Below are 25,802 nucleotides of genomic sequence, written 5' to 3'. Positions count from 1 at the left end.
CCCCTGAGCGAAAGGTTCCTTGCATGATGCGGCGCTTTGAAGATGCCCGGATCCTCATGTACAGCCATGACACGTTCGGGCTCGGGCACCTTCGCCGGTGCCGCACGATCGCGCATTCGCTGGTGGAAGACTACCGCGGTTTGAACATTCTGATCATCTCCGGCGCGACGATCGCCGGCGCATTCGACTACCGTGCGCGCGTCGATTTCGTGAAGATCCCGAGCGTTATCAAACTCCACAATGGCGACTACACGTCGCTCGACCGCCACATCGAGCTCGATGAGACGCTGAAGATGCGCCAGGCGATCATTCGCCACACCGCCGAGACCTTCAAGCCCGACATCTTCATCGTAGACAAGGAGCCGATGGGCCTGCGCGGCGAAGTCGAAGAGACGCTCACCTATTTGAAAGCGCACGGCACGACGCTGGTCTTGGGCTTGCGCGAGGTCATGGATGCGCCGCACCTGCTGGAAGCGGAGTGGAAGCGGCGCGACACGATGCGAAAGATCGAGCAGTATTACGATACGATCTGGGTCTATGGCCCGCCGGATTTCTACGACCCGCTGACCGAGCTCGAAGTGCCGCCGGCCGTGCGCGACCGAATGAACTTCGTCGGCTTCCTGCAGCGCAGCGTTCCGCGCGAGGAATTGCCCGGACACAAGCCGCAGGGCGACTACATCCTGGTGACGACAGGTGGCGGCGGCGACGGTGCTGACCTGATCCACGATGTGATCCACGCCTATCAACAGGACCCGAAACTCACGTACAATGCGTTGATCGTGCTCGGGCCCTATATGCCGGTCAAGAAGCGGGAAAAATTGATCCGTAAGGGCAGCAAGATCCCCTATATCAAGATCATCGAGTTCGACAACCGCATGGAAGAGCTCATCGCCGGGGCAAAAGGCGTCGTCGCCATGGGCGGCTACAACACCTATTGCGAAATCCTGTCTTTCGACAAGCCTGCTCTGATCGTGCCGCGCATCCAGCCGCGCGAAGAGCAGTTGATCCGTGCGCGCCGCGCCGCCGAGCTTGGGCTCGTCGAAATGCTGCTGCCGGACGAAGCGGAAGATCCGCTGCGGTTGGCGGCGGCGCTGAAGGCGCTGCCGTCCCGGGCGCCGCCGTCGAAGAGCACCGCCAACGGCTTGCGGTTGGAAGGACTCGCGCATATCTCTGAAATCGTCGGCGGGTGGCTCGAACGGCCTTCGAGCGACCACCTGAATATCGTGAAGAAATCGAGCTGAAGCATTGCCGACAAATCGCAAGATTGCAATCGTTCTGAAGGGCTATCCGCGTCTTTCGGAAACCTTCATCGCGCAGGAACTGCTTGGCCTCGAGCGGGCCGGACTAGACCTCGTGCTGATCGCGCTTCGCCGCCCGACCGACGGCAAGCGCCATCCGGTTCACGATGAAATTCGTGCCGATGTCCACTATCTGCCCGAATATCTGCACGAGGAGCCGCTGCGAGTGCTCCGCGGTCTCGTGCGTTGCTTGCCGAAGCCGGGTTTCTGGCCGGCATTCGGGCTCTTTCTGAAAGACCTGCGCCGCGATTTCAGCCGCAATCGTTTTCGTCGGTTCGGGCAGGCGCTGGTGCTCGCTTCGGAATGGCCGGGCAATCCGCGCTGGCTACACGCACATTTCATCCATACTCCGGCGTCGGTGACGGCCTATGCCAGCGTGATCACGGGCACGCCCTGGTCCTGCTCGGCGCATGCCAAGGACATCTGGACATCGCCGGACTGGGAGCTTTCCGAAAAGCTTGGCCGGGCGCGCTGGACGGTCACCTGCACGCGCATGGGCTATGAGCATCTGAAGAGCCTGACGACCGAAAAGGCCAGGGTCCATCTGAGCTACCATGGCCTTGATCTCGATCGGTTCCCTCATTTCGAGGGCGCGCATTCTGGCCGCAATGGTTCCGACCCTTCGGATTCCGTCCGCATCGTCAGCGTCGGCCGCGCTGTCGGCAAGAAAGGCTACGACGTGCTGCTGAAGGCACTCTCGCTGCTGCCGACAGATCTCCATTGGCGGTTCGAACACATCGGCGCCGGCGAGCTGACCGCCACGCTCAAGACACTGGCCGCCGAGCTTGGCGTTTCCGACCGGATCGCCTGGAAGGGCGCGCTTGACCAGACGGACGTGCTTGCGCATTACCGGACGAGCGACATCTTCGCGCTTGCCTGCCGGATCTCGGCCGACGGCGATCGCGACGGGTTGCCCAATGTGCTCGTCGAAGCCTCGAGCCAACGCCTGGCTTGCGTTTCGACGGCGATTTCCGGCGTACCGGAACTTCTCGTCGACGGCGAGAATGGCCGGGTCGTCCCGTCGGAAGACCCACAGGCGCTTGCGGCGGCCCTCGAAGCACTCATCCGCGATCCCGCGCTTCGTCACAGGCTGGGCGATGCGGCGGAGCGGAAAGTCCGCGCGCAATTCGACCACCACACAAGTATCGATCAGCTTGCCGGGCTGTTTGCCAGCGAATGGAGAGCCGCGTGATGCGTGCGCGCCGCGTCTTTTTCTACGTGCAGCATCTGCTCGGCATCGGCCATCTGGCGCGGGCGAGCCGGATCGCGAGCGCTCTTGCCGCCAGAGGTTTCGAGGTAACCGTCGTGACCGGCGGCAATCCGGTGTCGGGCTTCCCGGGAAATGACGTAAAGCACGTGGCCCTTCCGCCGGTGCTCGCCGGCGACACGGGGTTTTCCGGCCTTGCCGACAGCGAGGGAAATCCGGTGAGCGATGCGTTCAAGGACAGGCGCCGGGACCTGCTGATCGAGGCGTACCTTGCCTGCGATCCCGATATCGTCATCTTCGAAGCTTTCCCCTTCGGCCGCCGCCAGATGCGTTTCGAGCTGATGCCCTTGCTCGAGGTCATCGAAAAGCAGAACCCGCGGCCCCTGGTTGCGGCTTCGCTTCGGGATATCCTGCAAGAGCGGACGAAGCCAGGGCGTGCCGAGGAGACCCTCGACGTCGTAAAGGCACATTTCGATCTCGTGCTCGTGCACGGGGATCCTGCCTTCGCGCGGCTCGAAGAGACCTACCCTTACGCGGCCGAGATCGCCGACAAGATCGCCTATACCGGCCTCGTGGCTGGGCCGGCACCCGAAGCTCCGTCGGAAACGTTCGACGTGCTCGTTTCGGCCGGTGGTGGTGCGGTCGGCAAGGAACTGATCGGTGCGGCACTGCAGGCGGCGAGCTTGCTGCCGCCCGCGCTGCAATGGTGTCTGGTCACGGGGCCGAACCTGCCGCAGCAGGACTACGACGCCTTCGCGGCCGCCGCGCCGGGCAACGTACGGCTCTTCCGCTTCCGCAAGGATTTCGCCAGTCTGCTTTCGGGCACGCGGCTATCGGTTTCTCAGGCCGGCTACAACACGGTCTGCGACATCATCCGTGCCGGTTGCGGATCCTTGCTGATCCCCTTCGTCGCCGGCGGCGAAACCGAGCAGTCGACCCGGGCGGAGCGACTCGAAAAGCTCGGCCTTGCCGGCGTGCTGCCGGAGGCCGAAGTGACGCCCGTAAGGTTGGCGCGCGATGTCGAAGCGATGCTGGCGAGACGGAAGCCGAACATACCGCCGCTGGACCTTGACGGCGCGACGAAGACCGCCGAAATCCTGGAGCGCCGCATCGCCCTTTGACCGGCCTCGTCGCGGGCGCTGTACCGGGCCCGCGTCATCGCGAGCGCGGAATCGGTTTTCGGTGCCATGCGATAGATGGCGCGTCTTGCTGGCGTACGTGCCCGGCGAGGCTTATCCTGAAACGACGGGATCGAGCGACGGCAGCTGCAGCACTCAGACCGTTCCGATCAGCATGAAGCGGGTATATTTTTTCGTCGGCAGGGCGCCGGCAAATTCCACTGTCGTCAGCGCCGCTTGTTTGACGAAATCCTCGACGGAAGCAACGCAATTGATGTGGGTCGGCTCGCTGAAATAGTCGTTGGATTGCAGCAGAACGCGCGTACCGGCGGGAATGCGGTCGAGCCACGATTTCAGGTCGGCGATGTGTTCGCAACTCGTGTTTATGATGAGGTCGGCCCCTAGTGTCACATAGTCGATGGCGTACATGTCGGCCGTCACGGCGCGGAATTTCTCCGGGAAGGCGGCATTCAGGGTTCGCGCAACCGCTTCGACGTCCGGGTCGATGTCGAAGCTGTCGACCGCGGCCACGTTGAAGCGCGCGTCCTCCAGCAGCATCGCGCCCAGGATGCCGTACCACCCGCCGAGGATCGCAATCCTGGCGTAGGACGAACCAGCCACGTTGAGGAGCGTATCGCGCGCCCAGATCTTGCAGGCAACCTGCTTGTGATTGAAGGCGTTGGCGATGTGGGCTTCGGGGTGTCTGGCGATTACCTTCGCGATGCCTTCGATGAGAGGGCTCTGCGTATAGGCGGCGATGCCGCGTGCCAAATCAAAGGCATGCTCATACCAATCGCTGGTTTGGGAAGGCGGGTGGCTGGTGTGTTTCATGTGCTCGTTGTAAGCTGGGTGTCGGGCGAGTGCAATAACGGCGTGTGCTTCGGAGAATGACAGTCTCTGTGGTTGCCTTCGCGGCAGTGGAGACGAAGCCGCGTCCATTGCAGATTTCCCCCGCACCTGCATAATCAATGGAACCGGATTCGGCGCCGGGCGGAATATGCAGACATCCACTTCGCGATCGAGCGCCGATAGGCACCCATCCGGAGCTCCGCCGAGGAATGATGCGTGGCGGGGCAATCGGCAGCCCGCCACGCCAGCAGCTATCGTGTTCAATAAGGTCCTATTGCCAGACACATGGAACCACGCCTTTCCCGCTACATCTGGACCCACACGCGCAAGGATCAGCTTTGGATTCTGGTGGTCGTCGCGCTGTCGATGATCCCCTATTTCCTGTCCTTCGACCTGCCGAAGCAGATCGTCAACGGACCCATCCAGGGTGACGGATTCGACAGTCCAGAGGCGACGCAGGCCTTCCTGCCGATTTCGTTCGACTTACCGTATCTTGGAACGATCAATGTCTTTGACGGCTTCCATCTCGGTCGAGAAGGCATGTTGCTCGCGCTCAGCCTGGTGTTCCTGCTGCTGGTGGTCGTCAACGGCCTCTTCAAGTTCTACATCAACACTTTCAAGGGCCGGCTCGGCGAGCGCCTCCTGCGGCGCATTCGCTTCGAGCTCGTCGATCGCGTGCTTCGGTTCCCGCCCAGCCACTTCAAGAGGGTAAAGCCGGCCGAAATCGCGACGATGATCAAGGATGAGGTCGAGCCGCTCGGCGGCTTTACCGGTGACGCCTTCGTCTCGCCGGCACTGCTCGGCGGCCAGGCGCTGACGGCGCTGGTGTTCATCCTGCTGCAGAGCTTCTGGCTTGGTCTGGTCGCGACGCTGATCGTGGCGGTTCAGGCGATCATCATCCCGCGCATGCGCAAGCGGCTTCTGGTGCTTGGGCGTGAACGGCAGCTGACGGCGCGAGAACTCTCCGGCCGCGTCAGTGAAATTGTCGACGGTATCGGAGCCATCCGCGGCCACGATACCTCCAACTACGAGCGTGCCGACATCGCGTCGCGTCTCGGCAGGATCTTCAAGATCCGCTACGACCTTTACCAGTGGAAATTCCTCGTCAAGTTCATCAACAACTTCCTGGCGCAGGTCACACCTTTCCTTTTCTACGCGATCGGCGGTTACTTCGCCCTGCAGGGTCGCCTCGATATCGGTCAGCTCGTCGCGGTCATCGGCGCCTATAAGGACCTGCCAGGTCCGCTGAAGGAGCTCATCGACTGGGACCAGGCCCGCCAGGACGTTCAGGTCAAGTATGCGCAGGTCGTCGAGCAATTCAGCATCGAGCCGTTGCTCGATCCGAAGGTTCAGGCCGTTGCTGCAGGAGCCACCGAATCGTTGAGCGGTCCACTGGCGGCCGTGAACCTGACGGTGATCGACGACGGCGGCTCCACCGTGCTCGAGCACGTGTCGCTTCAGGTGCAGCAGGGCGAGAAGGTCGCCCTGACCGGTGGCGGCGAGGTACTGGCCGAGGCCTTCGGTCGGTTGGTCTGGCCGGCGAGCGGCAAGGTTGTTATCGGTGGACAGGATATTCTGGAGATACCGGAATCGGTTACCGGGCGTCGCATCGCTTATGCGTCGTCCGACGTCTACGTGTTCCAGGGCAGCCTCGGCGACAATATCCTCTACGGGTTGAAGCACGCCCCGCTGACGGACGTAACTTATGAGGGAGAGCGGGCCTCGCACCGGAAGTGGGAAGTGACCGAGGCGCGCCTGGCCGGCAATCCGCAACTTGATATCAACAGCGATTGGATCGACTACGGCTCGGCCGGGGCCAGCGGTCCGGATGATCTGCTCGTGCAGATCCGCCCGGTTCTCGATGCCGTCCTGTTGACCAATGACGTGATGGCGCTTGCCGTCCGCTCGACGATCGACCCGAACCGGCACGCGGCCTTTGCGGCCGGTATCGTCGAAATGCGCAGTGCTCTGAGGCAGCGTCTCGAAAAGGAAAAACTCAGCGATCTCGTCGTCTTCTTCGAACCGGGGACCTACAATGTAGAGGCCACCATCGGTGAAAACATGCTGTTCGGTACCATCACCGATCAGGTGATGTGGGCGAATGCGCTTGAGAACCATCCGTTCTTCAAGACCATCCTGCGGCGCGTCGGTTTGCGCGACACGTTCTACGAGATGGGCATCGAGATTGCCGAGAACGTGGTCGAACTGTTCCGCGACTTGCCGCCGGACCATCCGTTCTTCCAGCAGCTGACCTTCATGACCGCCGAGGAAATACCTGTCTACGAGACCATCCTGCAGAAGGTGCGCAGCCGCGGCAAGAGCGAGGTTTCGGAAGACGATCAGATCAAGATCATCCGGCTGTGCTTCGATTACATCGAGCCGCGGCATCGCTTCGGTTTGCTGACGGAAGAGGTCATGGCGAAGGTCGTTGCGGCACGCCGTGAATTCGATGAGGGCCTCCCGGCCGACCTCGCCGGGATGATCGAGCACTATCGCCCGAACCGCTACATCGCCTCGGGCAGCATCATCGACAACGTGCTCTTCGGCCGCATCGGCCACAAGCATGCCGACGGGTCGGAAAAAATCCGGGCGATCGTTCGCGATCTCTTCGAGGCCGGCGGCCTCTATAACGAAGTGCTGGCCTTCGGCTTCGACTACAATGTGGGCGCCGGCGGCAAGCGTCTGACGGCGGCGCAGCGGCAGAAGCTCGATCTTGCGCGCGCGCTCGTCCGCGCCTGCGATTTCTACATCTTCAATCAGCCGCTGCTTGCGCTTGATCAACGCGTCCAGGAGCAGGTCGTGCGCAATGTCTTCTCGCTGCTTGACCGCGCAGGGCGTGATCCGGCGATCGTCTGGGTCCTTGCCAATCCCTCGTTACTGGATCTCTTCGACCGCGTTGCGCAGTTCGAGAACGGACGCCTAATTCATGACACCGGTGTCGACGCAGCGGTGGATGACGGACGCGACTACAAGGAAATGGCATCTTGATGTAATATTAATGTCAGAGCACGAGCCTATGGTCCCGCCGCGATGCGGGAGGCAGACTGCTCCCGACCGGAAATCGGAGACACGGATTGTGATGTTGCTCAAGGATGAAGTTGAAATGCTGCGCCGGATTACCCTGTTTTCGGGGCTGCCGCCGGCGAAGTTGAAGCTTCTTGCCTTCACGTCCGACAGGGTCATGTACGGTGCCGGCGAGGCGCTGTTTTATCAGGGCGACATCGGCGATGCAGCCTATGTCATCCTCTCCGGTAAGGCAGAGGTTCTCATCAATACTGCCGGCGGGCCCTTCAAGATTGCCGAGTTCGAGCAAAATTCGATCGTCGGCGAAATCGCCATCCTCTGTAACACCCCACGCACGGCGACCGTGCGGACCACCACGCCGCTCGAAGCCTTGCGTATTCGCAAGGATGATTTCCTCAAGCTACTGGCCGATTTTCCGGAGATGGCGGTGGAGATCATGCGTGTGTTGGCTGACCGCCTGACCCAGACCACGGCCGAGCTTAGCGAAGCCCGTAACCAGATCGAACGGGTGGAGGCCTGACGCCTAACCCACGGCCCGAATTGTTTCATGTGGAGACATTCCCTTCGGGCATGTGAGCCTTTCGCAAAAGCGATTCCGCTTTGCGGGGATATCGGCTAGACAGGCGACATGCGTTCGATCACCTATTTCCGCAAAACCGTCCAGTTTCCCGACAAGCCGGAGAAGAAGCGTTTCTTCGCGCGGTTGCAGAATGGTGACTGGGAGCCTTGTACGTTTCAGAACATTGAACGCCTCGTCGATCGCAAGACGACCTTCATAGACATCGGCGGATGGATCGGAGTGACGCCCTATTGGGCGGCGCAGATCGCCGACAACGTCATCACCGTCGAGCCTGACCCCGTCTGCTTCGGCATCCTCAAGGAGATGCAGCCGGAAAACAGCGGCGAGGTGCGTGTGATCAACGCGGCACTCTCCGAGGACGAGGTGCTGGTGCTACATTCCGTCGGTGGCGGCTTCGGCAGTTCAGAAACGTCCGCACTGATTGCCGACGATGACGGTGAGGCGATCCGTGCGCAGACGGTTACGATCGGTGAGCTTCAGACCATGGCCCGGACCGAGCGGCTCTGTTTCAAGATCGACATCGAGGGATATGAGTATCGTGCCATGGACCAGTTCCGGGCTATCGATCCGCAGCGGACCGCCGGCGTCCTGCTCGCCGTGCACCCGCAAATCCTCTTTGCCTCACTGACTGGACCTTCGCTGCTGCGTGCCATTCGCACCATCGCAGCCACGATGCACCTGATCCGCAGCCTGAGCGGCTTTCGTCTCGACAATCCCAAGGCGATCTGGGCGGCGCTGCGCAAATCGATCGCCCGCCGAGAATTTCGAGGCTTCGACCTCTTGTTCGTTTCCAGGCAGAGTGATCGCTAAGCGATCCCAAGAACGCTACTGCATGTCTCCTTGAATCGATCTCGATTTGAGGAGACATGCAGAAATTCAAAGTCCTACAGCGACCTTTGCTCGTCTGATAAGACCCGCAGCGCTGTAGGGGCGTTCTCCATCTTCCCGTGCTTCAAGCGGCGGTTCCGGCTTCGCGCAGACGCGGTTCGCGACAGGCGTTCAACGCTGTCCCGTCGGATCATTTTGCGGGGCGCGGCAGACACTCGCCGACAACGGTGGCGGGGCCGGCGCGGTTAACCATTCTTTAGACAAAGTTAATTCTTCGTTTAAAGACACGATTTTCGGTGGTATATATTTCGCGGCGTATTGCCCAAAGGCGTCGCGATCGTTCAGATCCGTTCCTTTCGCTTTAAGTTATTGATATTTCGCATGTCACGCAAAGCCACTGCGCACTTTTGCGCGACACGCCTTAGAATTGATATTGTGTCGTGAGGACGACCGCATGTCATTGATGTATTTTGCGATTGCCGCCTATTGCCTGACCGCCTTGTTCCTCGTGGCGATGACTTATCTTGAAGGTTTGCAGGCGCGTGCGCCTTGGAACATGTATCGTCTTGCCGGACTGCTGGTCTGCATTCTTTGGCCGGTCCTGTTTCTCTATCTGATGTTTAAAATGATATCGAAAACAAGAATTTCGGAGCGCTAAGGTTAGAATTTTCCTGCCCCAATGTCGGGTTTTGACGCCTGAACCATGGCATTTACCATACAACCAGAAAATGCCGGAAGTTTAACCCATGAGTCCCTCACGCGAACTATGCTTCGGCGGTGATCGACCGGTGTGAAAGTATTTGAGAATGTGCGGATTTGGTGGCTATTTCGGCGCAGTTCCAGAGGCAAAGATCCTCCTCGAGAGAATGGTTGCCGCAATTGCGCATCGCGGCCCTGACGAGAACGGCGTTTTCGTCGACGAGGGGGCCGGTCTTGCTCATGCACGCCTGTCGATCGTCGGACTTGGCGACGGACAGCAGCCGATGTCCGACGAGACCGGTGAACTGACGATCGCCTTCAACGGCGAGATCTTCAATTATGTTGAATTGCGCAAGGAACTGCGCGCCAAGGGCCGGCGCTTCCGCACCTCGAGTGACACCGAAGTGATCCTGCATCTTTACGATGTCATGGGGGAGGAATGTCTGGCCCGCCTGAACGGCGACTTTTCCTTCGCCATCTGGGATCGCCGCCGCCAGCGGATGATGTTGGCGCGCGATCGGATGGGCGTACGCCCGTTGTTCTACATGACCCATGGAGGCACGCTCTATTTCGCTTCCGAGATCAAGGCCCTGCTGCAGGTGCCGGGCGTCTCTGCCGAGCTCGATCCGATCGCGCTCGACCAGATCTTCACGCTTTGGGCTCCGATCGCGCCACGCACCGGTTTTCGCGACATTCATGAGCTCGAGCCAGCACATCTCATGATTGCAGAAAGGGGCAAGGTCACGATCCGCCCCTATTGGCAACTGGACTATCCCGAACGCGAGGCATCGCCGCTGTTGACGGACGAGCGCAGAGCTGCCGAAGAACTGCGAGCGCTGCTCACGGATGCTACCCGGATCCGGATGCGCGCCGATGTTCCTGTCGGCTCCTATCTTTCAGGTGGGCTCGACTCCTCCATCGTCGCGGCGATGGCCACCGGCATGGCGCCACAGGGGCTCAGGACCTTCTCCGTCACCTTCGAGAGCGTGGAACACGACGAGAGCGCCTTCCAAATGGAAATGGCGACGGCGCTCGGCACGCATCACAGCGCCGTTGCCTGCCGGGCGGGCGACATTGCCAGGTCCTTTCCGGAAGTCGTCCGCTTTGCGGAGCGGCCGATCATCCGAACGGCACCGGCGCCTCTCTACCAGCTTTCGCGCCTCGTCCGCGACGAGGGGTTGAAAGTCGTTCTGACCGGCGAAGGGGCCGACGAGGTCTTTGCCGGCTACGACATCTTCAAGGAGGCGAGGGTTCGTCGGTTCTGTGGCCGCCAGCCTGGATCGCGCATACGCCCGCACCTGTTCCGCAAGCTCTATCCCTATATCCCGGGCCTGCAGCAGCAATCGGCTGAGTATCTTGCAGCGTTCTTCGGTGCCGGCGATGTGCCGCTCAACGATCCGCTCTTCTCGCACCGGCCACGCTTCAAGAGTACGGCGGCAACCAAGATCTTCTTCTCGGGCGACCTGCGTACGCGGCTGAGCAACTACGATGCTGCGGAGGACCTGGCGAGCCGGCTTCCGGCCGCCTTCGGAGGCTGGCACCCCTTACACCAGGCGCAATATCTCGAAAGCCGTTTCCTGTTGCCCGGCTATATTCTCTCCAGCCAGGGCGATCGGATGGCCATGGCCCATGGGGTCGAGGGGCGCTTCCCGTTCCTCGACCATCGCCTCGTCGAATTCGCGACCCGCCTGCCGCCCAGGATGAAGCTGAAGGGACTGGTGGAGAAGCATATCCTGCGCGAAGCGACGAAGGATCTGCTGCCCCCATCCATCGGCCAGCGGACCAAGCAGCCCTATCGCGCGCCCGACAGCCATTCCTTCACCGGGGCGGGCGAGCTCGACTACGTTCGCGACGCCATGAGCGAGACGCGCATCAGCGACAGCGGACTTTTCAATGCCAAAGCCGTGACGAAGCTCTACGAAAAATGCCAGTCGCAGCCGGTGTCCGGCTTCCGCGACAATGCGGCTTTCGTCGGAGTCCTTTCGACACAGCTCTGGCTGCAGACCTTCACCGGCACCAGCGTCCGCGCGGCGGAAGCAGCCTGAAATATTTAGGAAAGGAAACCACATGACGGAAACGATCAAGGACAAGGTTAAAGCCTTCGTCATCGAAAACTTCCTGTTCGGCGACACATCCTACGATCTCGCCGATACAGCGTCGCTCATCGAGAATGACATCATCGATTCGACCGGCGTTCTCGAACTCGTAGCCTTTATCGAGGACCAGTTCGGCATTGCCATGGGCGACGCCGATATCGTGCCCGCGAACCTCGATTCTGTTGCGCGCATTTCGGCCTTCATCGAGGCCCGGGTCGGGGCGCCGGCTACGGCATAATCAAGGCGCGAGGGGGCGTCCATGCGGTTCGAGCAATTCCTTATTGGCAATGCCGCCAGGCACGCGGCGAAAACGGCGCTGGTCACCGATCGCCGTCGCCTCAACTACGGCGAATTCGACGATCTGTCGGGCAGGCTGGCTGCCGCGCTCGCGCGGGCCGGCGTCAAACGCAACGACCGCGTGCTGGTCTTCATGGACAATTGCTGGGAAGCGGCTGTCTCGATCTTCGCGATCCTGAAGGCCGGCGCGACATTTAGCCCGATCAACGCCTCGACCAAGGCGGACAAGCTCGCCTATATCATCACCGACTGTGAGGCGGCCGCAATCCTGACGCAGGCAAAGCTGATGCCGATCGTCGCGGAGGCGCAAGCGCTGAGCGGTAAATCGGACATCTTCGTTGCCTCGACGGCTGCGGCCAACGGTCAGACGCCGCTTGACGCGATCTCCTTCGAGACCTGCCTCACGGAAGGAGCGACGCCTGTCCCGCATCGCGGCATCGATGTGGACCTCGCGATGTTGATCTACACCTCGGGCTCGACCGGCCGTCCGAAGGGCGTGATGATGACCCATCGCAACATCGATGCGGCGTCTGAATCGATCACCACCTACCTGCGCAACGAGCCCGACGATATCATCCTCAACGTATTGCCGCTTGCCTTCGACTACGGCCTCTACCAGTTGCTGATGGCGATCCGCATCGGTGCGACACTGGTGCTCGAAAAATCCTTCGCGTTCCCGCATGCGATCTTCGAGCGGATCCGCGAGGAGGGCGTTACCGGCTTCCCGCTGGTTCCGACGATGGCGGCGATGATCCTGCAGATGCGTGATCTGGAGCCTGGCTTCCTGCCAAGCCTGCGCTATCTCTCCAACACCGCCGCCGCCTTGCCGCCGCCGCATATCGCGCGGCTGCGCGAGCTCTTCCCGAGCGCCCGGCTCTATTCAATGTACGGGCTGACGGAGTGCAAGCGGTGCACCTACCTGCCGCCGGAGGAACTCGACCGCCGGCCGGGCTCGGTCGGCATCGCGATACCGAATACCGAAGCCTTCGTGGTCGATGATGAGGGCAAGCGCGTACCGCCTGGTGTTCCCGGTGAACTCGTAATTCGCGGTCCCCACGTCATGCAGGGCTACTGGCGCAACGATGCAGCGACCGAGCGCATGCTGCGGCCGGGGCCGAACCCGTGGGAAAAGGTGCTCTACACCGGCGACCTCTTCCAGACCGATGAGGAGGGCTTCCTCTATTTCGTCGGCCGCAAGGACGACATCATCAAGACGCGCGGCGAGAAGGTCGCGCCCAAGGAAGTCGAGACCGTGCTGCACGCGCATCCCGGTATTGCCGAAGCCGTGGTGGTCGGTGTCGCCGACCCGGTGCTCGGCCACGCAATTGCGGCACTGGTGGTGCTTTCCGATCCCGGCCTGACGGACAAGGACATTATTCGCCATTGCGCCCGTCATCTCGAAGACTTCATGGTGCCGAAGATTGTCGAATTCCGCACCGAACTTCCGAAGACAGATACTGGTAAGGTCAGCCGCCGCCTTGCGGCCGAGACGATGGAGCCCGCCCAATGAACATTCTGACGACTGAGGGCACGCGCCCGTTTTCGGCGGAGACGCTGACAATTGACCATGCGGCCGAAACCGACCAGATCGTCGCCGGGCTGCGCGAGCAGTTGCGGGCGATGAAGAAGCGCGGTCTGGTGCTCGGGCTCTCCGGTGGAATCGACTCGAGCGTTTCGGTGGCGCTCGCCGTGCGTGCCGTCGGTGCCAAGAATGTCTTCTGTCTGTTCATGCCGGAAAACGATTCCGATCCCGAGAGCCTGCGCTTTGGTCGCCTCGTGGCCGAGACGTTCGGCGTCGAAGCGATCATCGAGGATATCGGTCCGACCCTGAAGGCGATGGGTTGCTACGAGCGTCGCGATGCCTTTATTCGTGAACTGGTCCCGGACTATGGCGACGGATGGGCCTCGAAGATCGTCATCGCCAATGCGCTCGAAGGCGAAGGCTACAACATCTCCTCCCTCGTGGTGCAAAGCCCCGACGGCACGCGCTCGAAGCACCGCATGCCGCCGTCGGTCTACCTCGGCATCGTCGCCGCTACCAACATGAAGCAGCGCACGCGCAAGCAGGTGGAATATTATCATGCCGACCGGCTGAATTTCGCCGTGCTCGGCACGCCGAACCGGTTGGAATACGACCAGGGGTTCTTCGTCAAGAACGGTGACGGGGCAGCCGATGTCAAGCCGATCGCCCATCTCTACAAGTCGCAGGTTTACGCGCTTGCGGCCTATCTCGGCATTCCCGAGGAGATCCGACGCAGGCCGCCGACGACCGATACCTACTCGCTGGAGCAGACGCAGGAGGAATTCTATTTCTCACTGCCATACGACCGCATGGATCTCTGCCTTTACGGGCTCAACAACGGCATCGAGATCGACGCCGTCGCCAAGGCGGCAGACCTGACGACCACGCAGGTGGAGCGGGTCTGGGCGGATATCGCCGCGAAGCGCAAGGCCACACGCTACCTGCATCTGGGGCCACAGCTGGTGCGGCCGGTGGAGGAGATCAAAAGCTGATCGCAACCCTCATTGCGCGGGCGGGTTATTGCGATGGCTTCGCGGAAGATCGCAATAGCCGAGGGCCGACAACGCCGCGCGTCTTTTCAGACGCGCAAAGGTCGCTGTAGAACTTTGATCTTCTGCATGTCTTCGTCCTTAAATCGATGTCGATTTAAGGAGACATGCGGTAATCAGTCGAACTGCCCCGCGATCAGCCGGCACCAGTGTTCTCCGGCGATGCCGTTGAAGAAGCCTTGCCCATCCCGGCAGGCCTGGACGATTGCCGGGTCACGGGAGTGAAGCACCGTCGAGGCGACGTGGACGAAGGCAATCCGACGTCCGAGCATCGCTTCCATGAGCACCGGCTGCGTCCGCCCCCTGAGGCCCGGAAGCCCGCGCTTGGAGGCGTGGTCGACGAGGCAGTCGATAACCGGACCGGCCTGGCCCGGCAGCGCCAGCACCTGTAGTACCCGCCCGATCTCGCCCGCCCTGGCGTAATAGGCGAAAGCGCCAACGAGCGTGCCGCTGCGCGCGGCGACAAGCGCATAGATGAGTTCGCCCTGCTCGGGCTTTTGTTCCGCATCGCCGAGAATATGGTCGAGCTGCCCTTCGGCCCATTCGGGGCGAAGCGGAAACGACGCAATGAAGCGATCGACCACGGCGGCAAAGCCGTTGCGATCGGTTTCCTCAGTCGTGAAGCCGGCCTGGCTGGTGCCACCGGCAGACACGGCGGACCAGCGTTGCTCGCCGGGCGCCATCCGCTTGCGATAGGCGTTGTCAACGGCCCGCGCGAAGGGTGCCGCAATGCGCGCCGGCTTGATGCGGTTTGACGCGACACTCAGGCTGAAGGAAGCGGGTTGAATGACGCGCACCCAATCGAGACTGTATTGCGGCAGGACGACGCCACGCAGGCGCGTCCACATCTGTGTCGAGACGTCGCTTGCGGTTTCGCTGAAAGAGAGATCCTGCGGGCCGGCCAGAAAGGCCTTGAGAATGCGCGCGCCGGCGAGCGGATCGTTCTCGCGTTCCTCGACCATCAGCGAGCCGCAGATTGCCGCGCGCAGCCGGCGGCCGTTCAGCACCATCGGCAGGACGTTGACGCCGACAAATCCGGAAATGACGCCCTTGTCGTTCACATGGACGAGCGGGCGTATCTCCGGATCGCAGCCGGGCGCATCGAGGTAGAGCTGCTGCATGTAATCGGCAAGTGCTGGCGGCGGTGTGCTCTGGTCGTTGCGGAACACCCGCTGGAACATGCCCGCAATCGCTGGGATGTCCGCGCGTTCGAGCGAACGGATTTCGCTCATTTGGGTAAGCTTCCGGCCTGGTCGTCGATTTTCCTGACGATGGCGACGCGCGGCTTGCCGTCGCGATCGGTCGCAAATGTCACCGGTTCATAGGTCTTGATGCGCGCCAGAAGTGCTGCCGCCTGACGATCCTGGCCCTCGCCGAACTCGAACAGCAGCCAGCCGCCCGGCTTCAGAAAGGCAACGGCGTCACGGACCAGCCGCTGATGAATGGATATGCCGTAGGGGCCGCCGTCAAAGGCCTCGCGCGGCTCGTTTTCGAGCAGGTGCGCCCGGTCTCCCTCAAGGCGTCCGGTCGAGATGTAGGGCGGGTTGCAGACGATCATGTCGACAGTGCCTTCGAGATTATCGCCCTCGAAGGCGGCGAAGAGATCGCCCTGCCGGATGGAGACGCGTGCACCTGTCGCGAGCCGGTCAACGTTGCGGCGCGCCAATGCGACGGTGCTGTCCGTGAGGTCAGCGCCCCAGATGCGGGCAGAGGGGATATCGTTGGCGATGCCAAGCGCGAGATTACCGGAGCCGCAGCACATGTCGATCACGGTCGGTGCCGCCGGGCCATCGGCGAGGATAGACACTGCTTTTCGTCCGAGGAGCTCCGTTTCCTCGCGGGGAACCAGAACATCGGGTGCGAGTTCGAGGTCCACGCCCATGAAGCGATGCAGTCGGATATGGTTGTCGTTGTGCGGCACGGCCACCCCCTCGCGTCCTCGGTCGAATTGTTCCTGGATAAATCTATGGACGCGCAGTGCTGCAGACTATTGTAATCGGGTAAACGAAGCTCAAATGCAATCGCGGCGCGTGCGTTAACCGCGCAATCATCTCTGCCTGCTACCTTGCGCAGCGATCAAAGGGGATTGCTCGTTTTCATTGAGTGCGCGTTTGCGCAATGAACGACGGGTTGGTGTCAAAGGCAGTTCGGAATGGCTTCGGAAGGTGTGAAGGAACGCGCGCACAAACCGTTCCTCTCGATGATCATGTCCTATGCTGCATCCGGCGGCAGTCTCGTCATCGGATCCGCCGCCCAGCTCTTGACGTTTGCAATTCTGGCGCGCTGGCTCGGCGTACATGAGTTCAGCGTTTTCGTCGCAATTACTGCTGTCGCCAACATTGCGGTACACCTGTGCGGTCTTGGCGCGATGGAGTGCTTGGTGCGCCGCGTGGCACGCGATCGCGGCATGTACTCGCGCATGCTCGGGCACAACATTCTGCTGACCGCCGTAAGCGGCGTGGTCCTGGTTCTGCTCGGCGCGGCCGTACTGCCATTCTTCTTCACCTTGTCACCGGATCCGGCAACCAATGTCGCCGTCATCACGCTGATGCTCATCACCAACATCGTCTTCGTCCGCATCATCGTGCTGGCGGAACAGATCTTCCTCGCCCATTCCAATTTTGCCTCGGCAAACAAGGTCGTCGTCGGCTTTGCCGTGGCGCGCACCATTGCCGCGGCGCTCGCCTGTATCGCCTTCGGGGTGGCCACGGTCGCCGCCTGGGCGGTGTGGCAGTTCATCTGCCATGTGCTCGTGGCTGTCGGATGTTGGCGCGCCGTCAAGGGGCTGGGGCGTCCGACCTATGGCATCGTACGCGAAGAACTGCCACTGGGGCTCTATTTCAGCATCCCGTTCATCCTGCGCGCCGTCAGGCAGAATGCCGACCTTCTGGTGCTGAGCCTCGTGGCGAGCGCCGAGGTGACGTCGAGCTACAGCGTCGCGCGGCGGATGCTGGAGAGCAGCTATCTTTCGGTCGAAGCGCTGAACCGGCTGATCTATCCGGGGTCCGCGAAGGCGACTGCAGCCGGCCTGCATCACGCGTTCGAGCGTGTGCGCAAGGTGCTTCTGGCCGCCACGTCGATCAGTGTAGCCGCCGCCATCGCGGTCTTCGTGCTCGCACCGGTTCTGCCCTATCTCTTCGGCAAGGATTACGTCTCTCTCGTTTCCTTCGTCCGTATCCTCTGCTGGGTCGTTGTGCCGATTGCCATGTGGGCGGTGGCGATGGAGGCGCTCGGTGCGTCTGGCCACCATCCGGCGCGCGCCTCGGTCATGGGGCTCGGCAGCGTATTCGGCGCGGCGCTCACGGCCTGGGCCACCTGGTACGCACCGCCGGCCGGAACGTTCATCTCCTTCTACGTCATCGAAATCGCGATGGTCATCGTTTCCTGGGCCGTTTTCCTGCGCTTCGTACGGCGCGACAGGGAACAGGCCGGCGGCGCGCCCCTGGCGGCGAGGATGGCCCATGAAGCTTGAAGCCGGGAACATCCAGGCCGCAAGGCCGCTCGCACGGGAAATGGCCCGCCTGGGCAATGTACGGGCGATGGAGCCCCGGGATATCCCCGCCGTCAGCAGCATGTTCACCCGGATCTTTCGCAAGCGCGAAGGAGCAGCAAGCGAAGAGCTTCGGCGGTATATCGAGACGATCTTCTTCGGCAGCCCCCTCTATACCCCGGAAAACGGCAGCATCGTCTATGACGATGGTACCGGCGGTATCGGCAGCGCCATCCTGGCGCTTCCCATGGAGTTCACGGTCAACGGTCGCCGGACGGTAGCGAAGCTGTTGTGCGCCTTCATGTCCGAAGGCAAGGCTGGCGCAGTCGGCGCGGCCTGCCTTGCCCGCGCCATGCGCGCCGCCAAACAGGATATGTGCTTTTCGGACAATTCGTCACCGGTCAGTGCGGATCACTGGGTGGCGGGCGGGGGTAGCGTGCTGCCGATACAGAGCCTCGATTGGCGTCGCTCTTTTCGGCCGCTCAAAGCCTGGGCCCTGACGGTCGGTCGGCAGGTACCGCTTCTCCGATCGAGCGTCGTCTTGGGGCCGCTCGCGGTTGCCGATCGAATTCTGCGCCGCCGCCGACCCAGGACGAAACCGGATGCCGCCGCCGGGTGCGCAACGCGCGCCATCGATCCCGCGGCCTTTGTCGAGTGCGCCGAGCCGATGCTCCAGCGCTTTGCCGTCAGACCCGTCTGGTCGAGGAGCGAGTTCAACTGGCTGATGGCGGTCGCCGGCTTGAACAATACCTTGGGCGAACTCCTCTGCCGGGAGGTCGTGAACGAGAGCGGGCGCGTGATCGGTGCCTATCTCTATTTCGGCAGGGCAGGCGAGGCGGCGACGGTGCTCAACATCGTCTGTGAGGCGGGCCGTGAGTTCGACGTCACTGCACAAATGTTCCATTCGCTTGATGCGGAGGGCTACGCTCTTGCCGTCGGCAGTGCGCAGCCGTTCCTGATGAATGCTATTTCGCGCCAGAGATGGCTCTCCTTCCATCATCGCGGATACTTCTGCATGGTGACGCGGCACGCGGATCTCAAGGATGCCGCCCAGCGGAACGATATCTATGTCGGCGGACTGGCGTCGGAAAGCTGGAGCCGGTTGCTGACCGACTTCTGACCCCCGGTGTTAAGCGGCGATCCCCGCCGTTTAACGGAAAATTCACCCTACAACTCTAATTCTGCGATGGAAGGCGGCTCGCGGGGTCACGATCTTCGCGTCTTGATGGGCGTGCGTGAGGGATGCTTATGTATAGGCCGGACGAGGCCGAAAAACGGAGGCCCAGCCGTCCGGTGCACGATCAGGGTGTGCCGGTCGCGAGAGGCTCGTTGCTCGATCTGCTGTCACCTGACTTGCCGGAAGCCGAGCAGGAGGACGAGAAGCCCGCAGTTGCCCGACCGCAAGCCGGCGGTCCTTCGGAAGCATCGCGTCGCCAGGTCAGTGCCGTTGTGCCAACGCCACAGTTGCGTCGCGACAGTTATTTCCCCGGATTGAACAATCTCGGCAATATCGGCATCGACGATATCATCGGCTGGCTGCGAGAAGGCCTCCTCTGGATCGTCGTCGCCGTGATGCTCTGTGTGGCCGCCGCGCTCGCCTATGCTATGACGGCGACGCCGCGCTACAACGTCTATACCGACATCGTTGTCGATCCCTCCAACCTGAATGTCGTCAGCGACGACGTTTTCACTTCCAACCCGCAGCGCGATGCGCAGTTGCTGGAGGTGGAAAGCAAGCTTCGCATTCTGACATCGCGCAACGTGCTGTCGCGCGTCATCGACCAACTGCGCCTCTCCGAGGATCCGGAGTTCGTGAAACCCTCAGTCTTCGGCTCGCTGAAGGGCCTCTTCTCGACGAAGGCGGAACAACAGGCTGGCAATGAGCTTGCCGCGATGCGGGCGCTATCGGAGCGGGTCGAAGCGCGGCGCGAAGAGCGCTCCTTCGTCGTGGTGATGAAGGTCTGGAGCGAAGAGGCGGCGAAGGCGGTGACGCTGTCCAATGCGATCGTCGCAGCCTTTGAGCGGGAGCTGTTTCAGTCTGCCGCCGAAAGCGCCGGTCGCGTTGCCCAGAACCTCAATGCGCGTCTCGACGAATTGCGCCGCAACGTGACCGAGGCTGAGAGGGCCGTCGAGGATTTTCGCCGCAAGAATGGCCTCCAGTCCACCAACGACGGCCAACTCGTCAGCAATCAGCTTTCAAACGAGCTGAACACACAGGTTCTCGATGCTCAACAGCGCTTCATTCAGGCGGAGACACGCTACCGGCAGATGAATGATGCGATTGCGCAGGGTCGCACCGCGAGCGCTTCGGAGTTCGAATCGGTCAACATGACGAACCTGCGCGAGCAGTATAACGTGCTGCAGCAGCAGATCGCCTCGATGCAGCGCACCTATGGCGAGCGGCATCCGCGCCTCGTCAATGCCCGCTCCGAGCGCACGACCCTGGAAGGGGCCTTGGCCGACGAGGCGCGCCGCATCCTCGATCGCGCCAAGGCGGACATGGATCGCGAGCAGCAGGCTTTTGCCGCCTTGCGTGCCAAGGCAAGCGACGAGAAATCGAATGTTTTCTCCGACAACGAGGCCCAGGTGCAGCTTCGGGATCTCGAGAGAGATGCTCGGGCCAAGGCTGCGATCTACGAGACCCATCTGGCGCGGGCTCAGCAGATTACCGAGCGCCAGCAGATCGACACGACCAATGTCCGCGTAATCTCGCGCGCCTTGCCGCCGAACGCGCGGAGCTGGCCGCCGCGTACGTTGATCCTGCTCGCGGGCGGCGCAATCTTCGGCCTCGCACTTGGCATCGGCCTGGCCCTGACGCGGGGGCTCTGGCGCTTCCTGCGCGGACGCCGGCGCGCAGCGGCCTGAGAGAGGGACGGCATGACGAGCGCCGTCTATCGCGACAAGAGCCCGGCGGACCTGCTCCGCGCACGCATCGGGACCGTGCTCTTCATGGCGACGTTCCTGTTTTTCTGGATATCGACCACGCCCTTCATCGATCTGACTGGGGCGGCGGTGCTGGATCCTTCGGCTGGAAATTCCAATCGCTTGAACCAGATCGTATCGCTTTCACTCTTCGCGGGCATGTTCGCCTACGGGCTGGCGCACCCACTACGCGGTATCATTCTGCAGCCGCGGCCGTTGCTGGCGGTGCTCTACTGCTGGTTTCTGTTCGTCTCGGCGATTTCGGCCTATCCGATGTTCGGCATCAAGGGAACCGTGCTCGCGGTGATGGTGACGATCAACGCCAGCGTCTATTTGCTGCTGCCGGCTTCGGAGCGACATTTCGCCAAAATGCTCGGCATCGGCACCCTGTTCATGCTGGCGGTCGCCTATTACGGCATTCTCTTCAAGCCGACGCTTGCGATCCACCAGGCCTCCGAACTGCGCGAGCCAATGAACGCCGGCCTTTGGCGCGGCCATTTCCCCCACAAGAACAGCGCCGCCGCGGCCATGGTGATTGCGGCTTTCTTCGGCCTCTTCGTCACGAACGTCTGGTCGCGATTGGCCGGCCTTGCCATCGTTGCCCTGTCGTTCAACTTCCTGCTCCATACGGGCGGCAAGACCTCGACCGCCATGCTGCCGGCGATCGTGCTGCTTGCCTGGATTTTCGAGCGATTCCGCTTCCTGCGCATCCCGATCGTCATCGGTGGGGTCGGCCTGTTCAATCTCTTCGCGGTCGGCTCCGCGGTGTTCAAGCCACTTAGCGATTTCGTCACCGAGCTTGGCATCGATGCAACCTTCACCAATCGCGCCGACATCTGGCGCTTCGCCTTTACGGCGCTCGCCAAGCAACCGATCACCGGCTACGGTTTCAAGGGTTTCTGGCAGACGTCGGAACTCGTCAATAGCGGTGGCTCGATCGAAACCTGGGCGGTGGCGGCCGCAAACGGTCACAACTCCTATCTCGACATCGCTCTGACGACGGGTTTTCCCGGACTGTTGCTGACGGTGATCTGGCTGCTGGTCCTGCCTCTGCGCAACATCGCGCGTCTGGCACCGGCTGAGGAGCATTCCCATCTCACCCGGCTTTATATCCGCGTCTGGCTCTATACGATCTTCAACGCCGGTCTCGAGAGCCTGTTCTTCGAGGGCGGCAACCTCCTGTGGTTCACTTTCCTCTTTTCCCTCTACGGCCTGCACCTCCAGTCGCGCGCGGTTCTTTCGGTGGCCCCGCAGCAGGTAAAATCCGGAGCCGTCTATGTCTGATCTCCTGCAAACCGTCGGCGGCCTTGTCGATCGCGTCGCCAACCGGTTGATCTGGCGCTTCGCGGCCAAGCCGTGCGATGTCGTGACCGATGTGCCGCTCGTTTCCTTCACCTTCGATGACGTGCCGGACAGCGCACTTCATAACGGGGCGACGATCCTCGAACGACACGGCGTGCGAGGTACGTTCTACATCGCTGGCGGGCTGGCCGGGCGTGTCGAAGTTGATCGCACGCTGATCTCGTCGGAGGGATGCGCCGATCTCGCCGGTCGGGGCCACGAAGTCGGCTGCCATACCTATTCTCACGCCAAGATCAGGCGCTTGAGCGGTGACGGCCTTGCCCGCGACCTCGACCGTAATGCCGATTATCTGAAGCGCAGCGGGGTCAAGGCGACTGCGACGAACTTCGCGTTTCCCTACAATGCCGCCTGGCCGATGGCGCGCCGTGAGTTGGGGCGGCGCTATCGCACCTGCCGCGCGGCCGGCGAAAGCGTCAATCGCACGGCCGTCGACCCCCTGATGCTCAAGGCCGTGGAGATCCGTCAGCCGGAGGCGGATGCACGGGCGCTCACCGGATGGATCGACGATGTGGCCGCTCGGCCGGGCTGGCTCGTGTTCTTTACCCACGACATCGCCGCGCGTCCCACTCCCTATGGCTGCACGCCGGAGACCTTCGAGCACCTCGTTCAGCACGCGGTCTCCAGGGGATGCGTGGTCCTGCCGGTCGAGCAGGCGCTCGACAGGCTCGGCTGGTAGGAGAGCGGCATGTCTGGCCAGGGAAACGGCGATAGCAGGCTGCTCGCTATCAACAACTACTTCTATCGCCGCGGCGGCGCCGAAGCGGTGTTTTTCGACCATATGAAGATGTTTGGCGAGATTGGCTGGGACGTGGTGCCCTTTGCCATGCAGCATGAGGACAACGAGCCTTCGCCTTGGTCCGACCACTTCGTCTCCGAGATCGAATACGGCCGGCGCACCAATCTGTTGCGCAAGGTCGTGCAGGCCGCAAGCGTCATCTACTCGCGCGAGGCCCAGCGCAACATCGACCGGCTGATACACAGTGTCCGGCCCTCGATTGCCCACGCCCATAACGTCTACCATCATCTGTCGCCGGCGATCTTCTCGACGCTGAAGCAGGCCGGCATCCCCGTCGTCATGACAGCGCACGACCTGAAACTTGCCTGCCCCTCCTACAAGATGCTGCGCGACGGCACCGTCTGCGAGGACTGTCGCGGCGGACACGTCTACAACGTCCTGCGCCACCGCTGCATCAAGGGGGAACTGACGCTGAGTGCCGTTGTACTCGCGGAAACGCTGGTCCACCGCGCGCTCGGCCTCTACAGCAACCAGGTGGATCGCATCGTCGTGCCAAGCGAGTTCTACGTCGAGAAGTTGGTCGAGTGGGGATGGCCGCGCGAGCGCATGGTCCACATTCCAAATTTTGTCGATGTCGACGACTACTCCGACCAATGGACGGAGAGCGACTATTTCGTCTTCGCCGGACGCCTGGCACCAGAGAAGGGGTTGGCGACCTTGATAAGAGCTGCCGCATCGTCGCGCCAGCGGGTGGTGATCGCCGGAACCGGCCCCGAGGAAGCAATGCTTCGCCGGCTCGTCGAACAGACCGGAGCCAATGTCACCTTTGCCGGCTATCTCTCCGGCGAGGCCTTGCATCGCCTGATTGGGGAATCACGTGCCCTGGTCCTGCCGTCCGAATGGTACGAGAACGCGCCGATCAGCGTGCTTGAAGCCTATGCGCTGGGAAGACCCGTAATTGGCGCGTCGATCGGCGGCATCCCCGAAATGATCCGCGAAGGAGAGACCGGGATGACTGCCCTATCCGGTGACGCTGACGATCTGGCGCGGGTGCTGACGTGCATGGCGGCGCTCACGGTCTCCGACCGTACTGCCATGGGGGCCGCGGGGCGGCGTTGGATCGCCAGCGAATTCTCGGCCGCCGCCTATCGCGACAGAACCCTTGACCTCTATGCATCGCTCGGGGCGGGGGAGGGGCGGCGCCGTTAACCGTCGCGCACAATTTGTAGTAATGTGGGCTCGCCGTATGGTTTTCGGTCAGTTATATGAGTGGTGAATGAAATATTTACTTGGTTAATAAGTATTTCGCCGTGAAATCGAGTGCGGACAACCTTCGAGGCGACGCATGAGCAGTAACTCTGATGTCTCGCGATGTCATCACCAGCAGCCGGTGATTGCACAGGAGATCGCACAATCCGGGTTGTCCGAGGGACGCGGGCAGAAGCCGCGGCGCGGCGCGGCTCACTCTGGAATGCGACGGGGCATCGCTGGCCAGAATGGAGCCGTTGCAGCCAGAGGCGAGCGCAAGCGCGTGATGATGCTGGGGTTGCGCGGTATTCCGAACGTACAGGGGGGTGTCGAAAAGCATGTCGAAATGCTCGCCGACAAACTTCTGGGCCACGGTTGGGATGTCGAGGTCGTCGGGCGTCGGCGCTATCTTCAGGACGGCGACTGCTATGCCTGGAACGGGGTGGAGGTGATCCCTCTTTGGTCGCCACGCCGCATGGCTCTCGAGGCGCTCGTTCACACATTTCTCGGCGTATGTCTTGCCGCCTGGCGGCGGCCGGACGTATTGCATATCCACGCCATCGGCCCGGCTTTGATGACGCCGCTTGCGCGCATTTTCGGACTGAAGGTTGTCGTCACCCACCATGGTTACGACTATGACCGGCAGAAATGGGGCGCCTTCGCCAGGCGGACGCTGAGGCTCGGTGAGTTCCTCGGCATGCGGTTCTCGAATGGGCGGGTGGCGATATCGCAGGATATCGTTCAGACGATGCGTGCGCGTCATCGTGTGTCGATGGCGCTGGTTCCGAATGGGGTCGCGATTACGCCGCCGTCCGGCAGTGCCGGCATCCTCCGCGAATTTGGCCTGACGCCTCGGCGCTACATCCTGCTTGCCGCACGATTGGTCCCGGAGAAGCGGCAGCTCGATCTCATCAGAGCTTTCGCCAAATGTGGATTGACGGATGTCCGGCTCGTTATCGCCGGCGGCGCGGAGTTTGAGACGCCCTATGTCCGGGAGGTGAGGACCCTCGCCGACGAGGTGCCGGGGGTGGTGCTTACGGGCTTCCAGTCCGGCGACCGGCTGGCCGAGCTCTTCGCCAACGCCGCCCTGTTCGTACTGCCTTCAAGCCATGAGGGGATGCCGATCGCGCTGTTGGAGGCAATGGCCTACGGCCTTCCCTTGCTGGCAAGCGATATCGTTCCCAACCTGGAACTGGACCTTGCGCCCGACGAGTATTTTCCGCTGGGCGACATCGATGCACTTGCAGCCAGCATCGCCGCAAAGCTTGCCGCACCGCTCAGCGACGAGGACGTGCGCGAGCGCGCGGCTCATGCGGAAGCTACCTACAGTTGGACAAACGTGGCGCAAAAGACCGCGGCAGTGTATAGCGCATTGCTGGCAAAGTAGGCCGACCTTCGCGTTCGCCGGATCCCTGCCAATTAAATGCGACAGCGCCCGGCCTTTCGAACGAGCAGGTGGGCGCCGTCGTGGACCGTT

General features: G+C 61.9%; 21 protein-coding genes. 18 read left to right on the top strand and 3 right to left on the bottom strand.

Annotated elements, in window-relative coordinates; genetic code table 11:
* Positions 1-23: 23 nt before the first annotated feature.
* Genes BHMPCIPO_RS20830 through BHMPCIPO_RS20820 form a run of 3 tightly spaced genes read left to right on the top strand, consistent with a single transcriptional unit; the run spans position 24 to position 3,626 of the window.
* Positions 24-1,241 carry a glycosyltransferase family protein gene (locus BHMPCIPO_RS20830; RefSeq protein ID WP_173518734.1) on the top strand — a complete coding sequence of 406 codons (1,218 nt, stop codon included), beginning with the start codon at positions 24-26 and terminating at the stop codon, positions 1,239-1,241.
* Between the two features lie 4 nt (positions 1,242-1,245).
* Positions 1,246-2,490 (top strand): glycosyltransferase family 4 protein, encoded by a 1,245-nt coding sequence (locus BHMPCIPO_RS20825; protein ID WP_173518733.1) that lies wholly within the window; start codon positions 1,246-1,248, stop codon positions 2,488-2,490.
* A complete protein-coding gene (locus tag BHMPCIPO_RS20820) occupies positions 2,490-3,626 on the top strand; it encodes a glycosyltransferase family protein (RefSeq protein ID WP_173518732.1) in 1,137 nt (378 codons plus the stop codon). Before BHMPCIPO_RS20825 ends, BHMPCIPO_RS20820 begins: the two co-directional genes overlap by 1 nt.
* 153 nt (positions 3,627-3,779) lie before the next feature.
* Here the strand turns inward: BHMPCIPO_RS20820 and BHMPCIPO_RS20815 are convergent, their stop codons facing one another.
* Entirely contained in the window at positions 3,780-4,454 is a 675-nt protein-coding gene (locus BHMPCIPO_RS20815) for a class I SAM-dependent methyltransferase (protein WP_173520123.1), read from the bottom strand.
* 303 nt (positions 4,455-4,757) lie between these two features.
* On the opposite strand from BHMPCIPO_RS20815, the gene BHMPCIPO_RS20810 reads away from it, so the two are divergent.
* The 8 genes from BHMPCIPO_RS20810 (at position 4,758) to nadE (ending at position 14,510) form a co-directional block, all read left to right on the top strand.
* Positions 4,758-7,460 carry an ABC transporter transmembrane domain-containing protein gene (locus BHMPCIPO_RS20810; protein ID WP_173518731.1) on the top strand — a complete coding sequence of 901 codons (2,703 nt, stop codon included), beginning with the start codon at positions 4,758-4,760 and terminating at the stop codon, positions 7,458-7,460.
* Between the two features lie 91 nt (positions 7,461-7,551).
* Positions 7,552-8,016 carry a cyclic nucleotide-binding domain-containing protein gene (locus BHMPCIPO_RS20805; RefSeq protein ID WP_173520122.1) on the top strand — a complete coding sequence of 155 codons (465 nt, stop codon included), beginning with the start codon at positions 7,552-7,554 and terminating at the stop codon, positions 8,014-8,016.
* A 108-nt stretch (positions 8,017-8,124) separates the two neighbouring features.
* On the top strand, positions 8,125-8,886 hold the full coding sequence (locus BHMPCIPO_RS20800) for an FkbM family methyltransferase (RefSeq protein WP_173518730.1): 762 nt from the start codon (positions 8,125-8,127) through the stop codon (positions 8,884-8,886).
* A gap of 472 nt (positions 8,887-9,358) precedes the next feature.
* Positions 9,359-9,562 carry a hypothetical protein gene (locus BHMPCIPO_RS20795; RefSeq protein ID WP_173518729.1) on the top strand — a complete coding sequence of 68 codons (204 nt, stop codon included), beginning with the start codon at positions 9,359-9,361 and terminating at the stop codon, positions 9,560-9,562.
* 148 nt (positions 9,563-9,710) lie between these two features.
* Positions 9,711-11,648 carry an asparagine synthase (glutamine-hydrolyzing) gene (gene asnB / locus BHMPCIPO_RS20790; RefSeq protein WP_173518728.1) on the top strand — a complete coding sequence of 646 codons (1,938 nt, stop codon included), beginning with the start codon at positions 9,711-9,713 and terminating at the stop codon, positions 11,646-11,648.
* 22 nt (positions 11,649-11,670) lie between these two features.
* Positions 11,671-11,937, top strand: coding sequence for an acyl carrier protein (locus BHMPCIPO_RS20785; RefSeq protein ID WP_173518727.1), 267 nt, complete (start codon positions 11,671-11,673; stop codon positions 11,935-11,937).
* 21 nt (positions 11,938-11,958) lie between these two features.
* On the top strand, positions 11,959-13,506 hold the full coding sequence (locus BHMPCIPO_RS20780) for a class I adenylate-forming enzyme family protein (protein WP_173518726.1): 1,548 nt from the start codon (positions 11,959-11,961) through the stop codon (positions 13,504-13,506).
* Entirely contained in the window at positions 13,503-14,510 is a 1,008-nt protein-coding gene (gene nadE, locus BHMPCIPO_RS20775) for an NAD(+) synthase (RefSeq protein WP_173518725.1), read from the top strand. The genes BHMPCIPO_RS20780 and nadE overlap by 4 nt, the downstream gene beginning before the upstream one ends.
* Positions 14,511-14,683: 173 nt before the next feature.
* Here nadE and BHMPCIPO_RS20770 read toward each other — a convergent pair whose 3' ends face one another.
* Both BHMPCIPO_RS20770 and BHMPCIPO_RS20765 read right to left on the bottom strand, forming a co-directional pair.
* A complete protein-coding gene (locus BHMPCIPO_RS20770; protein ID WP_173518724.1) occupies positions 14,684-15,799 on the bottom strand; it encodes a hypothetical protein in 1,116 nt (371 codons plus the stop codon).
* Complete coding sequence (locus BHMPCIPO_RS20765) at positions 15,796-16,494, bottom strand: N5-glutamine methyltransferase family protein (RefSeq protein ID WP_376741674.1); 699 nt, start codon at positions 16,492-16,494, stop codon at positions 15,796-15,798. The genes BHMPCIPO_RS20770 and BHMPCIPO_RS20765 overlap by 4 nt, the downstream gene beginning before the upstream one ends.
* 225 nt (positions 16,495-16,719) lie before the next feature.
* Here BHMPCIPO_RS20765 and BHMPCIPO_RS20760 point away from each other — a divergent pair, with 225 nt between their 5' ends.
* The 7 genes from BHMPCIPO_RS20760 to BHMPCIPO_RS20730 all read left to right on the top strand — a co-directional run bounded on the left by BHMPCIPO_RS20760 (position 16,720) and on the right by BHMPCIPO_RS20730 (position 25,712).
* Positions 16,720-18,039 carry a lipopolysaccharide biosynthesis protein gene (locus BHMPCIPO_RS20760; RefSeq protein ID WP_173518723.1) on the top strand — a complete coding sequence of 440 codons (1,320 nt, stop codon included), beginning with the start codon at positions 16,720-16,722 and terminating at the stop codon, positions 18,037-18,039.
* Entirely contained in the window at positions 18,029-19,177 is a 1,149-nt protein-coding gene (locus BHMPCIPO_RS20755; RefSeq protein WP_173518722.1) for a GNAT family N-acetyltransferase, read from the top strand. Before BHMPCIPO_RS20760 ends, BHMPCIPO_RS20755 begins: the two co-directional genes overlap by 11 nt.
* A 128-nt stretch (positions 19,178-19,305) precedes the next feature.
* Positions 19,306-20,922, top strand: a complete 1,617-nt coding sequence (locus BHMPCIPO_RS20750) for a GumC family protein (RefSeq protein ID WP_246304617.1) — start codon at positions 19,306-19,308, stop codon at positions 20,920-20,922.
* Positions 20,923-20,934: 12 nt separating this feature from the next.
* Entirely contained in the window at positions 20,935-22,263 is a 1,329-nt protein-coding gene (locus BHMPCIPO_RS20745) for an O-antigen ligase family protein (protein WP_173518721.1), read from the top strand.
* Positions 22,256-23,017 (top strand): polysaccharide deacetylase family protein, encoded by a 762-nt coding sequence (locus BHMPCIPO_RS20740; RefSeq protein WP_173518720.1) that lies wholly within the window; start codon positions 22,256-22,258, stop codon positions 23,015-23,017. Before BHMPCIPO_RS20745 ends, BHMPCIPO_RS20740 begins: the two co-directional genes overlap by 8 nt.
* 9 nt (positions 23,018-23,026) lie before the next feature.
* Positions 23,027-24,286, top strand: coding sequence for a glycosyltransferase family 4 protein (locus tag BHMPCIPO_RS20735; RefSeq protein ID WP_173518719.1), 1,260 nt, complete (start codon positions 23,027-23,029; stop codon positions 24,284-24,286).
* 262 nt (positions 24,287-24,548) lie between these two features.
* The gene (locus tag BHMPCIPO_RS20730; RefSeq protein WP_246304615.1) at positions 24,549-25,712 is read left to right on the top strand and encodes a glycosyltransferase family 4 protein; all 1,164 of its coding nucleotides are present in this window, start codon (positions 24,549-24,551) and stop codon (positions 25,710-25,712) included.
* The last annotated feature ends 90 nt before the right edge of the window (positions 25,713-25,802 follow it).

It is taken from the genome of Ensifer sesbaniae (assembly GCF_013283665.1).
GTDB lineage: Bacteria > Pseudomonadota > Alphaproteobacteria > Rhizobiales > Rhizobiaceae > Ensifer > Ensifer sesbaniae.
This window is presented reverse-complemented; position numbering and strand designations above follow the sequence as displayed.

Excerpts from the sequence above, each read along its gene's own strand:
- asnB (WP_173518728.1), top strand. The coding sequence starts at position 9,711 with ATGTGCGGATTTGGTGGCTATTTCGGCGCAGTTCCAGAGGCAAAGATC.
- BHMPCIPO_RS20760 (WP_173518723.1), top strand. The coding sequence starts at position 16,720 with ATGGCTTCGGAAGGTGTGAAGGAACGCGCGCACAAACCGTTCCTCTCG.
- BHMPCIPO_RS20770 (WP_173518724.1), bottom strand. The coding sequence starts at position 15,799 with ATGAGCGAAATCCGTTCGCTCGAACGCGCGGACATCCCAGCGATTGCG.
- BHMPCIPO_RS20745 (WP_173518721.1), top strand. The coding sequence starts at position 20,935 with ATGACGAGCGCCGTCTATCGCGACAAGAGCCCGGCGGACCTGCTCCGC.
- BHMPCIPO_RS20780 (WP_173518726.1), top strand. The coding sequence starts at position 11,959 with ATGCGGTTCGAGCAATTCCTTATTGGCAATGCCGCCAGGCACGCGGCG.
- BHMPCIPO_RS20800 (WP_173518730.1), top strand. The coding sequence starts at position 8,125 with ATGCGTTCGATCACCTATTTCCGCAAAACCGTCCAGTTTCCCGACAAG.
- BHMPCIPO_RS20785 (WP_173518727.1), top strand. The coding sequence starts at position 11,671 with ATGACGGAAACGATCAAGGACAAGGTTAAAGCCTTCGTCATCGAAAAC.
- BHMPCIPO_RS20735 (WP_173518719.1), top strand. The coding sequence starts at position 23,027 with ATGTCTGGCCAGGGAAACGGCGATAGCAGGCTGCTCGCTATCAACAAC.
- BHMPCIPO_RS20795 (WP_173518729.1), top strand. The coding sequence starts at position 9,359 with ATGTCATTGATGTATTTTGCGATTGCCGCCTATTGCCTGACCGCCTTG.
- BHMPCIPO_RS20730 (WP_246304615.1), top strand. The coding sequence starts at position 24,549 with ATGCGACGGGGCATCGCTGGCCAGAATGGAGCCGTTGCAGCCAGAGGC.
- BHMPCIPO_RS20810 (WP_173518731.1), top strand. The coding sequence starts at position 4,758 with ATGGAACCACGCCTTTCCCGCTACATCTGGACCCACACGCGCAAGGAT.
- BHMPCIPO_RS20815 (WP_173520123.1), bottom strand. The coding sequence starts at position 4,454 with ATGAAACACACCAGCCACCCGCCTTCCCAAACCAGCGATTGGTATGAG.
- nadE (WP_173518725.1), top strand. The coding sequence starts at position 13,503 with ATGAACATTCTGACGACTGAGGGCACGCGCCCGTTTTCGGCGGAGACG.
- BHMPCIPO_RS20755 (WP_173518722.1), top strand. The coding sequence starts at position 18,029 with ATGAAGCTTGAAGCCGGGAACATCCAGGCCGCAAGGCCGCTCGCACGG.
- BHMPCIPO_RS20740 (WP_173518720.1), top strand. The coding sequence starts at position 22,256 with ATGTCTGATCTCCTGCAAACCGTCGGCGGCCTTGTCGATCGCGTCGCC.
- BHMPCIPO_RS20820 (WP_173518732.1), top strand. The coding sequence starts at position 2,490 with ATGCGTGCGCGCCGCGTCTTTTTCTACGTGCAGCATCTGCTCGGCATC.
- BHMPCIPO_RS20805 (WP_173520122.1), top strand. The coding sequence starts at position 7,552 with ATGTTGCTCAAGGATGAAGTTGAAATGCTGCGCCGGATTACCCTGTTT.
- BHMPCIPO_RS20830 (WP_173518734.1), top strand. The coding sequence starts at position 24 with ATGATGCGGCGCTTTGAAGATGCCCGGATCCTCATGTACAGCCATGAC.
- BHMPCIPO_RS20750 (WP_246304617.1), top strand. The coding sequence starts at position 19,306 with ATGTATAGGCCGGACGAGGCCGAAAAACGGAGGCCCAGCCGTCCGGTG.